Origin of the sequence: Corallococcus sp. CA041A, assembly GCF_003612075.1 — a bacterium.
Taxonomy (GTDB): Bacteria; Myxococcota; Myxococcia; order Myxococcales; family Myxococcaceae; genus Corallococcus; species Corallococcus exiguus.
This window is the reverse complement of sequence record NZ_RAWF01000027.1, coordinates 18574-31093: the sequence shown is the minus strand read 5'-3', so window position 1 is coordinate 31093 and position 12520 is coordinate 18574. Positions and strand designations below refer to the sequence as shown.

Genomic DNA, 12520 nt, shown 5'->3' with positions numbered 1-12520 from the left:
GTTATGCTGCGCCGAGCATGAGCGAGACGTCCAAGACGCGGCAGGGCCCTGGCACCTACTTCATCACCGGCTACCCGGGCTTCATCGGCAAGCGGCTGGTGGAGCACATCGCGCGGGAGGACCCGAAAGGGCACATCTACGCGCTCGTGCAGCCCAAGGCCTTCAAGGAGGCGCAGTCGCTCGCGGCGAAGGTGAAGGGCGCGCGCGTGGAGCTGCTCACCGGTGACGCGGTGGACATGCACCTGGGCCTGTCCGGCGAGGAGTACCAGCGCCTGTGCGAACGGGTGACGGACATCTTCCACCTGGCCGCCGTATCGCAGCTGGGCGTGCCCAAGGAGACCGCGTGGCGGGTGAACGTGGACGGCACGCGCAACCTGCTGGAGCTGGCGCGCGACTGCGAGAACCTCTCCCGCTTCAACCACTTCTCCACCTGCTACGTGTCCGGCGACCGCGTGGGCGTCATCGCCGAGGACGAGCTGGACCGGGGCCAGTCCTTCCGCAACGCCTACGAGGAGACGAAGTTCCAGGCGGAGCGGCTGGTGCAGCGCGCCTCCGCCACCCTCCCCGTCACCATCTTCCGTCCGTCCAGCGTGGTGGGCGACTCGCGCACGGGCGAAATCGATCGCTTCGAGGGCCCCTACTACCTGGGCATCCTGCTCGTCACCTCCCCGCTGGTGGTGCCGCTGCCCCTGCCGGGCAACGGCGTGGCGCCGCTCAACGTCGTCCCGGTGGACTTCGTGGTGGAGGCCGTGTGGCGGCTGTCGCGTGACGCGCGCGCGAAGGGGCGCATCTTCCACCTGGTGGACCCCAACCCCATGAGCGCGCGGCGCGTGTACGAGCTCATCGCGGAGAAGTCCCACAAGCGGCTGCCGCGCTTCAACCTGTCCGCGCGCGCCGCGGACGTGATGCTGCGGCTGCCCGTGCTGGAGAAGCTGGCCCGGCCCCAGCGCGCCGCCATCAGCTACGTGAACCACCTGGCCATCTACAACTGCCACAACACGCTGGAGCTGCTCGACGGCACCGGCGTGCGGTGTCCGCCGCTGTCGTCGTACCTGGATCAGCTCGTCGCCTACGTGCGGGAACAGTACAAGCAGCGCAAGGAGGGCGCGGAGGTCGAGGATCCACTGGACCACGGTCCACTGCCCTCTTCGGATGAAGGCGCGCCGGCACCGCGCTCGCGCCGCTGAACAGGGTTCGGGCCCGCAGGCAAGGTGCGGCGCGCCACGTGTCACACGCTCGCGCCCGCCTGGCCGCTACGGCTTATTCCAGACTGCCAATTGTTACTGGGTTGCTAACGCAAAATTGAGGGGCCCCCCCTCTATGCAACGAAACAGTGTCCTGGTTAGCATGCGCTCCCACTGAATCTGGCGCGGTGAAGACAACCGCGGCCAGAAGAGTGGGTTGGAGAGCAGCGCTTGCCGGTGACCGTAGACAGTCGATTCGGATGGGCCGCCCCGGGTTCGGGTATGGCGCCCCGGCTGTCCAGCTTGTCGCAGCGCTTCGCACCCGCCCTGCTCGCCTCGCGCGTGCCGCCTTTCCACGCTGAGTTCCCCGCTCACGTCGCCAATGCGACCTGTGGCGTTGGGCTGCGTTTCCTATCGGGCTGTTGTCCACCCAGGGTCCACCATCCGTAAGGAGCGGTCCGCCTCCCCCGGCGGACTTCTCCTGTCGCAGTCGTCGTCACTCGCAGTCCCCTCGTCCTGCAGTTCATCACCCCCAAGAAGGAAGGCGCATGCGTCTCAGGGAAAAGCTGTTGACCAGCCTGCTGCTGGTGCCCATCGCGGGTACCAGTGCGTGGGCCAAGGAGCGGTCGAACTTCGACGCGTTCCTGGAGCAGCGGGACTCCCGCTCTCTCGCCGTGGATTCGAACACGGCGGTGTCCCGCGGGCTTCGCATCGAGCAGACCGAGCAGCGGCTCGGCGTGCCTACGTTCGCGTGGGCGACGCAGGATGGTGCGCAGTCCAAGTCCGTCATCCGCGCCGGCATGACGGCGGAGAACGCGGCGCGCGCGCACCTGCAGTCCGTGGCGGACAACTACCGCCTGACGCGTGACGACGTCGCGGGCGCCAACCTGCGCTCCATGCACAACACCGGCAAGGGCGCCATCATCGCGACCTTCACCCAGTCGGTGGGTGGCATCCCCGTCTTCCGCAACGAGATCAAGGTCGTCATGGGCCAGGACCTGCGCCTGGTGGCCGTGAGCGGCTACCTGGCCCCGTCCGAGCTGGCGCTCTCCGCGCGCAGCAAGGCGCGCGCCGGCTTCAACCTGGGCGCCGCGGACGCGGTGTCCGGCGCGTTCAAGGACCTGACGGGCTCCGGCACGCAGGCCACCTCGTTCATCAACGCGGGCACGAAGGGTGACTACACCTTCTTCGAGCTGTCCCCCGCCACGAAGTCCGCGCTGCCGCAGGACCTGGCCGTCCCGGCCCGCGCCCGGCAGGTGTACTTCATGCTGGCCGGCAACCTGGAGCCGGCCTGGTACGTGGAAGTGAACGCCGGCCCCAAGGCCGCGCGCTCCAGCCAGTACTTCGGCTACGTGGTCTCCGCGGCCACCGGCAAGGTCCTCTTCCGCAACGACCTGTCCGCGGACGCGGGCACGGCCTTCACGTACAAGGTCTGGGCGGACCAGGCGTCCCCGTTCGTCCCGGAGGACGGTCCCCAGGGCAACGACGCGACCCCGCACCCCACGGGCACCCAGGACGGCTACCAGGCCCCGCTGAACCGCCCGGCGAACAACATCACCCTGGCCAACAGCCCCTACAGCAAGAACGACCCCTGGCTGCCGGCCAACGCCACGCAGACCGTTGGTAACAACGTGGACGCGTACGCGGACCTGAACGCGCCGGATGGCTTCCAGCCCGGCACGAACGACAAGCGCGCGGAGACGACGAGCGACAACACCTTCGCGTACGTCTACGACACGGCCAAGGCCCCGGCCTCCAGCACCGAGCAGATCAAGGCCTCGGTGGTGAACCTGTTCTACGTGAACAACTTCCTGCACGACTGGTTCTACGACGCCGGCTTCGACGAGGCCGCGGGCAACGCCCAGTCGTTCAACTTCGGCCGTGGCGGCGTGGAAGGCGACCCCATCCAGGCCCAGGCGCAGGACTACGGCGGCCGCAACAACGCGAACATGAGCACGCCGGCCGACGGTGCGTCGCCGCGCATGCAGATGTACGTGTTCGACGGTACGCCCGAGCTGTCCGTGACGGCTCCCGCGGCCCTGGCCGGTGTCTACGAGGCCGGCTCCGCCAGCTACGGCAAAAATGCGTACGACGTGACGGGTGAGATCCAGATCCCGGAGACCAACAAGGACGGCTGCGCCGCGTTCCCCGCGGGCACCTTCACCGGGAAGATCGCCCTCATCGACCGCGGTACGTGCAACTTCGTCATCAAGTCGCTCAACGCGCAGAACGCGGGCGCCATCGCCACGGTCATCGCGAACAACGCCGCCGGCACCATCAGCATGGCTGGCAACGGCACGGACGACGCCAAGATCAACACGCCGTCCCTGATGATCACCCTGGCCGCGGCCAACGCGTGGAAGGCGGCGACCGAGCCGGTGGCCGTGAAGTTCCTGCGCACGCCGGACCTGGACCGCGACGGTACGCTCGACAACGGCATCGTCGCGCACGAGTGGGGTCACTACATCAGCAACCGCCTCATCGGTAACGCCGCGGGCCTGAGCAACAACCAGGGCCGCTCGATGGGCGAGGGCTGGGGCGACTTCCACGCCATGCTGATGCAGGTTCGCGAGTCCGACCGGACCAAGGCGGGCAACAGCAACTGGCAGGGCGTCTACAGCACCGCGGGCTACGTCACGAGCGGTGGCAAGAACCAGGGCTACTACTTCGGCATCCGTCGCCTGCCCTACTCGACGGACATGAGCAAGAACGGCTACACGTTCAAGCACATCGCCAACTTCACCACCCTGCCCACGGACGCGGGCACGCGCACGGACATCAACAGCGAGGTCCACAACAGCGGTGAGGTGTGGGCCACCGCGCTGTGGGAGTGCTACGCGAGCCTGCTGAACGCGCACCCGTTCGCGGAAGCGCAGAACCGCATGAAGCAGTACCTCGTCGCGTCCTACAAGGCGACGCCGAACGCGCCGACCTTCACGGAAGCGCGTGACGCGGTGCTGGCCGTGGCGCTCGCGAGCGACCCGGCGGACTACCAGCGCTTCGTGGCGGCCTTCGCCAAGCGCGGCATGGGCTTCGGCGCCAAGTCGCCGGACCGCGACGCGTTCGACCACCTGAGCGTGACGGAGAGCTTCGCCACGGGTGGCAACCTGGAGGTCACCAGCATCACGCTGACCGACAACGCCGGCGGCTGCGACCAGGACGGCATCCTGGACATCGGTGAGCAGGGTGAGCTGAAGATCACCGTGCGCAACGTGGGCGGCAACGGGCTGAGCGCCTTCTCCGGCACCGTCAGCAGCACCAGCACCACGGCGACGATGGAGTTCCCGGGCGGCGCCGCGATCAACATCCCCGCCCTGTCGCGCGGGGCTTCCGCCACCATCACCGTGCCCGTCAACGTCACCGCGGTGTCCGGCTCGCCCGCGCGCGCCGGCATCAAGGTCGCCTTCGACTCCACGGAGATCCCGGCGGCGGCGAAGACGGCGACGTACGACCCGCGCGTCAACTACGACAACGTCCCCACCACCAGCGACACGGAGACGTTCGAGGGCGGCCTGACCGGGTGGACGGTGTCGCAGAACCTGTCGTCCTCTGGCGACTGGACGCTGTCCGGCTCTCCGGCCAACCGCTACGCGCACGGCGGCGACCCGGGCACGATCGCGGAGACCACCATCACCAGCCCCTGGCTGACGGTGGATGACGCGGCCGACTTCGTGATCAGCTACAACTACCGCCACTCCTTCGAGTTCGACTCCAACGCCTCCTACGACGGCGCGGTGCTCGAGTTCACGGTCGACGGCATCGACTGGATCGACCCCTGGGATCTGTACCCGGTGGTGGACGCGGATCCGGGCTACGTGGACTACATCGCCGCGGGCGGCGGCAACCCCCTCGAGGATCGCGCCGCGATGGCGCAGGCGAGCGCGGGCTTCCCGGCGTTCACGGCCGCGAGCATCAACTTCGGGACCTTCTTCCCCGACCTGGAGCTCAAGAACGTCCGCTTCCGCTTCCGCATCGGCGGTGACGTGGCCGTCGGCGGGTACGGCCTGGACATCGACAACGTGAAGTTCGAGGGCGCCACGCCGGTGTTCCAGGGCCAGGCGGATCAGCCGGCCTCCGCGGGCGCGTGCAACGTGCCTCCGGTGGCCAACGCGGGTCCGTCGCGCGTGGGCACGGCGGCGGTCGCCGAGGGCACCCTCGTCGGCGGCGTCCTCAACCGCGCCACCATCACCCTGAACGGCACGGGCAGCTTCGACCCGGACGCCGCCGCGGGTGAAGCGCTCACCTACAGCTGGACGCAGACCGGTGGTGCCACGCCCGTCTCCCTGAACGGCGCGGACACCGCGACGCCGAGCTTCGTGGCGGACGTGGACTACACGGACACCCTCACTTTCCAGCTCGTCGTCACCGACGCGACTGGCAAGGCGAGCGCCCCGAAGACGGTGGACATCCAGATCAACAACGTGAACCAGCCCCCGGTGGCCGCGGCTACCGCGCCGGCGACGGTGAACGAGCGTGACACCACGCCCGTGACCCTGGACGCCTCCGGCTCCACGGACGCGGATGTGATTCACGCGAACACCCTGACGTACTCATGGGTCCAGACGAGCCCCGCGACGCCGAAGCCGACGCTGACCAACGCCACCCGCGCGAAGGCCACGTTCCTGGCTCCGGAAGTGACGGCGGACACGCAGCTGAACTTCACGGTCACCGTGACGGACAGCAGCGGCGCGAAGTCCACCAAGGCCGTCGCCGTGACGGTGAAGAACGTGGACCGCGCTCCGGTGGCCAACGCCGGCGCGGACTTCGCGGTCGACACCCGCACGCAGGCGGCCCTCAACGGCAGCGGCACGGACGCGGATGGCGACACCGTGACGCTGAGCTGGGAGCAGACCTCCGGCCCGCAGGTGGTGCTGACGGGCGCGAACACGGCCACGCCGACGTTCGTGTCCCCGGACGTCGCCTTCAACACCGACCTCGTCTTCACGCTGACCGCCACGGCCAATGGCCAGTCCGCCACCGACACCGTCACCGTGACGGTGAAGGGCGTGGACCGCGCTCCGACGGCCAACGCCGGCGCGGACATCGCGGCGGATGAGCGCACGGCGGTCACGCTGGAAGGCACTGGCGCGGACGCGGATGGCGACACCCTCAGCTACCAGTGGGAGCAGATCGGTGGCACCGCGGTGCAGCTGACGGGTGCCACGACGGCCACGCTGGCCTTCACGGCGCCGGAAGTCACGGCCACCACGACGCTCGTCTTCAAGTTCACGGTGACGGCGAACGGCAAGTCCGCCACGGACACCGTCAACGTCACGGTGAACAACGTGGACCGCGCTCCGGTAGCCAACGCCGGCGCGGACTTCGAGGTGGGCGCGCGTGACACGGCGACGCTGCACGGCTCGGGCTCGGATGTGGACGGCGACGCGCTGTCCTACTTCTGGGAGCAGACGGGCGGCACGCCCACTGTCACCCTGACCAACGCCGACTCCGCCACGGCGACCTTCACTGCGCCGGACGTGGCGACCCTCACGGAGCTCACGTTCAAGCTCACGGTGACGGCGGCCGGCGTGTCCACGTCGGACCTGGTCAACGTCTCGGTGCGCAAGACGAACCGTCACCCGGTGGGCGAGGCTCCGGCCGCCATCACGGTGAACGAGGGCGAGGCCGTGGAGCTGGACGCCTCCGGCATCACGGATCCGGACGGTGACCAGCTCACCTTCGCCTGGACCCAGGTCGGTGGCGCCACGGTGCCCACCGCGAATGCCGTCCCTGCGAAGCTGACGTTCAACGCGCCGCAGGTCCAGGCCGACACGGCCCTGGCCTTCAGCCTGACCGTGACGGACTCCGACGGCGCCATCTCTGGCCCGTACGTCTACACGGTCAACGTGAAGCAGGTGAACCAGGCGCCGGTCGCCAAGGTCCGGGTCATCTCGGGCGTGCGTGGCGGTGAGCTGGTGAAGATCGACGCCGCGACGTCGACGGATCCGGACAACGAGACGCTGACCTACACCTGGGCCCAGACGGGTGGCCCGTCCGTGACGCTGACCGGCGCCAACGCCGCCGAGGCCAGCTTCACCCCGCCGGCGAAGAAGACGCTGGAGAACTACGCCTTCACCGTGACGGTGAAGGACGCGGCCGGTGCCACCAGCACCGCCGAGATCAAGGTCTCCGTGCCGAAGGCCGACGACGACGGCGGCGGCTGCTCCTCCACGGGCGGCTCCGCTGGCGGCATGGCGCCGCTGATGGCGCTGTTCGCGGCGATGGCGTTCGCTCGCCGTCGCAAGGCGTAAGCCGGCGCTTCATCCTGAAGCCCTGAAGTGACGAGGGGCGGTCCTCACGCGAGTGGGGGCCGCCCCTTCTTCATTTCCCGTGGGCATCCACGGACAAAGGGATGCGGTAGGCTCGCGCGCCTCATGGCACGCACGTTCCAGGTGGGAGACACCTTCACGCACGTCCGCCAGTGCGACCGGCTGCGGCCGGTGTATTACGCGGGCGCTTCCGGGGACTACAACCCCATCCACATCGACCCGGAGGTGGGCAGGCAGGCCGGCTTCAACGGCGTCATCCTCCAGGGGCTCTGCTCGCTGGGCTGGGCAGTGGAGGCGGTGGCCGTCTTCGTGGGAGACCCGGGGCTGGTGCGCCGGGTGAGGGTGCGCTTCTCCCGGCCGGTGCTGCCAGAGGACACCGTCACCTTCCAGGGCCGCGTCACCGCCGTCGCGGACGGCCGGCTCACCACGGAAGTCACCGCCACCAACCAGCGCGGCGAGCCCGTCCTCCGGGGCGCCGTCGTCGAAACCTCGCTCGGATAGCCATGGCCCTGGACCCCAAGTTCGTCGGCCGTGCGTACGGCCCCTTCACCTATGAGATTGGCCGGGAGAAGCTGCGCGAGTTCTCCCTCATCCTCGGAGGCTCCGTGCCCTCCGCGGGCACCTTCGGCGAGCCCCCGGCGCAGGTGAGTCCCCTGCTCTACTCGCAGGAGGCGGCCCAGGCGGGCCCGTACGGCGACGTCATCGCCTTCCCCAGCTTCGCGGTGGTGTTCGCCATCCGCCCCTTCAGCGCCGCCATCGCGGACCCGGAGCTCGGCGTGGACCGCGTGCGGCTGGTGCACGGGGAGCAGGAGCTGGAGTTCCTGGGCGTGATGCGCCCGGGGGACGTGCTCACCACCACGGGCGAAATCACGGAGCTGTACCGCAAGGCCGGGATGGACTTCCTCGTCGTCACCACGGAGACGCGCAACGCGAAGGGCGAGCCCGTGGTGCGCGGCGTGTGGACGGCCGTCATCCGCCCCGGGTGACGCGGATGCCCCGTGCGCCTACTCGCCGGGGGCGATGATGCCCTCGTCGAGCAGCTGCGCGAGGATGCGCGCGGTGTCCAGGCGCGACATGCCGGACAGCGCGAAGAGGTCGTCGAAGCTCACCGCGCCGTCAATCTGCGCCAGCACGAAGCCCGCGCGGTGGTCCAGGTTGAGCCAGATGATGTCGTCCGGCTGCAACCGCACGCGCGGCATGCGGTGCAAATCTCCCAGCCGCGCCTCCAGCATGGCCACCAGGATGCGCTCGCTGCGGTCGCGCAGCGCCTCCACGCGCGGGTTCTCCGGCGCCAGGAACTGGGCCCGGCGCAGGAGCTCCACCGCGCCGGAGTGGTCATCCAGCGCCAGCAGGTCCTCCGCGCCCCGCAGCAGGCTCTCCACCTCCGAGCCCTCCGGCAGCCCGCCCGCCGGAGTGAAGGTGTCCGGCAGCCCGAACTCCTGCGTGCGGTGCGCCTCCGCGATGAGGTCCAACGCGTCGCCGCGCACGCCCGTGCCCTCGGGCAGGCTCACGGATTCACGCAAGGGGGCTTGCACAGGGCCGGGCTCGGAGGGACCGGCCCAGACGCCCCAGTCCGCCTCCTGATCCGGGCCCGTCAGGTTCCAGCCGGTGTCCCCGCCGGCCTCCACCGGGCCGTCCCGCCCCAGCAGCCGGCGCGCGCGCGCGTTGCCCGGGTCCAGCTCCAGGGCCCGGGTGAACAGCTTCTCCGCGCCGGCCATGTCGCCACTCAGTCGCAGCAGCAACCCGGCTTCGACCAGCGCCTTGGCGCGGAGCGCGTTCATCGCCTACCTCCCCGGCGTTCCGCGCGGGCCGGCCGAGCGCAACAGCGGCAGGCTCTGGGCCAGGGCCTCGCAGGCCCGGGTGAGCGCGCCCACGTCTTCCACGCCGCGCGCCTGCCGCGCGGAATCCAGGGCGGCCTCCGCGCGGGCGATGACGTCCGGCGACAGGCCTCCGGCCCCGGGCATGAGCCGCACGCGGGAGAGCGCGTCCACCAGGTCGCGAGCCAGGATCTCCAGCTCCACGCGCTTGGCCTTCAGCTCCTCGGTGTTGCGCGCCGCCACCAGCCAGTCGCGCTGCTCGTCCATGATGCGGCGCAGCTCGTCCTCCGTCAGGCCGCTGGAGGCGGTGACGGTGATGGACTGGCGCAGGCCCGTGTCGCGGTCGCGCGCGGACACGGACACGATGCCCTCCGCGTTGATGTCGAACGTCACCTCAATCTCCACCTGTCCGCGCGGCGCCTCGCGCAGGCCGGTGAGGAGGAACTCGCCCAACAGCTCGTTGTGGTGCGCGAGCTCGTGCTCGCCCTGGAGCACCATGATCTTCACCGTGCGCTGGAAGTCCTTGGAGGTGGCGAACACCTCCGTGGCGGACGTGGGCACGGTGGTGTTGCGAGGAATCAGCCGCCGCACGTAGCCGCCGGCGATGGCCACGCCCATGCTCTGCGGCGTGACGTCCAGCAGCAGCAATTCGCTCTGCTGGCCCACCAGCGCGTACGCCCGGATGGCGGCGCCCAGGGCCACGACCTCCTCCGCGTGCACGCCCTTGCAGGGCTCGCGGCGGAAGTACTGGCGCACCTGCTCCACGATGCGGGGCATGCGCGACATGCCCCCCACGAGGATGACCTCCTTCAGGTCCGAGGGGCGCACCTTCGCCTCGCCCAGGACTTCCGACGTGATGCCCACCAGGCGCTCGCCCAGGTCCGCCGTGAGTTCCTCCAGCTTCTCGCGGGTGAGCGTGGACTGGAGGTGCAGCGCGGCGCCTCCACCCGGCGGCGTGCAGATGAAGGGCAGGTGCACCTGCGCCTCCTTCACCGACGACAGCTCCACCTTCGCCTTCTCCGCGGCGTCCTTCAGCCGCTGCAGCGCCATGCGGTCCTTGCGCAGGTCGATGCCGTGTTCCTTGGCGAAGCCGAACACCATCCACTCGATGATGCGGTGGTCCCAGTCCTCGCCGCCGAGGAAGGTGTCACCGCCGGTGGCCACCACGTCGAAGATGCCGTTGTTGATCTCCAGCACCGACACGTCGAAGGTGCCGCCGCCCACGTCCAGCACGGCGATCTTCCCGTTCACCGTGCGGCCGAAGCCGTAGGCCAGCGCCGCCGCGGTGGGCTCGTTGATGATGCGCAGGACGTCCAGCCCCGCGATGCGGCCCGCGTCCTTGGTGGCCTGGCGCTGGCCGTCGTTGAAGTAGGCCGGCACGGTGATGACGGCCTGGGTGACGGGCCGGCCGAAGTGCGCCTCCGCGTCCGCCTTCAGCTCCGCCAGGATCATGGCGCTGACCTCCGGCACGGCGAGGTCGCGGCCCGCCAGCCGGATGCGCACATCGTCGTGCGCGCCGCACACCACCTGGTACGTGAGCGCGCGCAGCGCGTCCTGCACCGGGTGCGAGGAGTACTTGCGGCCGATGAGGCGCTTGGCCGCGGACACCGTCTCCTGCGGGTTGGTGATGGCCTGGCGCTTGGCGATGCCACCCACCAGGCGCTTGCCGTTCTTCGACACCGCCACCACGGACGGCGTGAGGGGCTGGCCGGTGCGGTTCTTGATGATGATGGGCTGACCGTCCTGCACCGTGGCGACGAGGCTGTTCGTCGTCCCCAGGTCGATGCCAATCAGCGGTTCGGGCTCAGCAGCCATGGGGACGCATGCACCTCATCACGTGAACGTCCAGCGCAGCTTCTTGAGGGCGGCGCGAGCGTCGGCGTTGTCGGGGTCCAGGCGCACGACCTCCTCGAAGTGGTGCTTGGCCTGCTTCTTCTGCCCCGCCACCAGGAGCACGTGGGCCAGCAGCAGCTGGTAGTCCGCGCGCCCCGGCTTCAGCTCCACCGCGCGCTGCGCGAGCTTCATCACCTCTTGCGCATCCTGCGCCAGCTCCCGGCCCACGCGCGCCGCCTGGAAGGCCGCCTCCGGGTTGTCTCCGTTGAGCGACACGGCCAGCCGGTAGGCCGCCTGCGCCCCGGCGAAGTCGCCGCGCATCTCCAGCTCCTGGCCGCGCTCCACCTCCGCCTGCGCGCGCGTCAGGTCGTGCTTGCGGCGCGCCTCCACCAGCAGCTGCGCGACCTCGCGGTTCTTCGGGTCCAGGCCCAGCACGTGGTTGAAGTCCTGGTAGGCCCGCTCGAAGTCCCCGCGCGCGGTGGCCGCCCTGCCCCGGGCGATGAGCTCCGTGAGCTTGTGGCTGCGCGCCATGTACGGGTGGCGAGCGAAGCGGGCCTGGCGCTCGGCGCGGCGGGCCTCGGACTCCGCGTCGTCCGGGGGCGAGGCGGCGGGAGGCGGCACCGTGGAGAACGACCCCGAGGGCGGGCGCGCCCCCGAAACGGAGGGGGGCATCATCGCCGCGAAGTTGCTGCCGGACACCGTCCGCGGGGGCGCGGCGGCCGGCGGAGGCGTCGTCGGGACGCGAGCGGCCGGGGCCGGGGGCGCGTCGGGGGCGCGCGTCGGCTCCTGGCGGCTGAGGGCGTTGTGGGCGTCCGTGAGGCGCTTGAAGATGCGCTCCAGCCGGGCGCGGAAGCTGCCCAGGTTCTTGCCGAAGTAGCGGTCCGGGTGGAAGCGGCGGGACGCGTTGTAATACGCCTGCTTCACCTCCTGGGGACTCGCGCCCCGGGCCACGCCCAGCACCGCGTGGTGGTCCATCCTCTCCAGCGAGCGCTCCATCTCGATGATGTCGCGCTTCTGGTCGGGATCCAGGTCCACCTCCTCCGCCATGGAGGCATCCACCGCCGGGGCGGCGGACGGGGCGCGCTGCACCACCCGGGCGGGCACGATGGCCCCCTTGGCGCGCAGCGCCAGCAGCACGGCGATGGTGCGTGCCTCGCCCAGCGAGGAGCGGGACAGCACGGCGTCGATGCGTTCGACGCGGCCCACCAATGCCAGCACGGAGCCCTCCTCGGGGCTGAGCTGGATACGGGCCGGGTCCAGGTGGGGCACCGTGGCGATGTGGTCGGTCCTGCCCCCCAGGCCGACGATGGGGATGGGCGCGCTCAAGGTGTCAGTTCCGCAGGCTGGCGAATCCCCAAGTGTAGGTGTCCGGGAAGCAGGGCGTCAAACCTCCCGGCACCGCCAAACCGCTCCCCCT

7 protein-coding genes are annotated in these 12520 nt (G+C 70.2%); 4 read left to right on the top strand and 3 right to left on the bottom strand.

Translation table 11 applies throughout. The annotated features are described in order from the left end of the window. Nucleotides 1-17 precede the first annotated feature (17 nt). The 4 genes from D7V77_RS07615 to D7V77_RS07600 all read left to right on the top strand — a co-directional run bounded on the left by D7V77_RS07615 (nucleotide 18) and on the right by D7V77_RS07600 (nucleotide 8439). Nucleotides 18-1187: an SDR family oxidoreductase gene (locus D7V77_RS07615; RefSeq protein ID WP_172809084.1), complete on the top strand. Its 1170-nt coding sequence runs from the start codon at nucleotides 18-20 to the stop codon at nucleotides 1185-1187. Between the two features lie 545 nt (nucleotides 1188-1732). Continuing rightward, complete coding sequence (locus D7V77_RS07610; protein WP_120575600.1) at nucleotides 1733-7435, top strand: myxosortase-dependent M36 family metallopeptidase; 5703 nt, start codon at nucleotides 1733-1735, stop codon at nucleotides 7433-7435. Between the two features lie 123 nt (nucleotides 7436-7558). Then, nucleotides 7559-7954 carry a MaoC/PaaZ C-terminal domain-containing protein gene (locus D7V77_RS07605; RefSeq protein ID WP_120575599.1) on the top strand — a complete coding sequence of 132 codons (396 nt, stop codon included), beginning with the start codon at nucleotides 7559-7561 and terminating at the stop codon, nucleotides 7952-7954. Between the two features lie 2 nt (nucleotides 7955-7956). Then, nucleotides 7957-8439, top strand: a complete 483-nt coding sequence (locus D7V77_RS07600) for a MaoC family dehydratase N-terminal domain-containing protein (protein ID WP_120575598.1) — start codon at nucleotides 7957-7959, stop codon at nucleotides 8437-8439. Nucleotides 8440-8457: 18 nt separating this feature from the next. On the opposite strand, the gene D7V77_RS07595 is transcribed toward D7V77_RS07600, so the two are convergent. From D7V77_RS07595 to D7V77_RS07585, 3 genes are read right to left on the bottom strand one after another with little or no spacing between them, the layout of a single operon-like run. After that, nucleotides 8458-9234 carry a tetratricopeptide repeat protein gene (locus tag D7V77_RS07595; protein ID WP_120575597.1) on the bottom strand — a complete coding sequence of 259 codons (777 nt, stop codon included), beginning with the start codon at nucleotides 9232-9234 and terminating at the stop codon, nucleotides 8458-8460. 3 nt (nucleotides 9235-9237) lie between these two features. Continuing rightward, a complete protein-coding gene (gene dnaK / locus D7V77_RS07590; protein WP_120575596.1) occupies nucleotides 9238-11085 on the bottom strand; it encodes a molecular chaperone DnaK in 1848 nt (615 codons plus the stop codon). A gap of 18 nt (nucleotides 11086-11103) precedes the next feature. Then, nucleotides 11104-12429, bottom strand: coding sequence for a tetratricopeptide repeat protein (locus D7V77_RS07585; RefSeq protein ID WP_120575595.1), 1326 nt, complete (start codon nucleotides 12427-12429; stop codon nucleotides 11104-11106). Nucleotides 12430-12520: the final 91 nt, after the last annotated feature.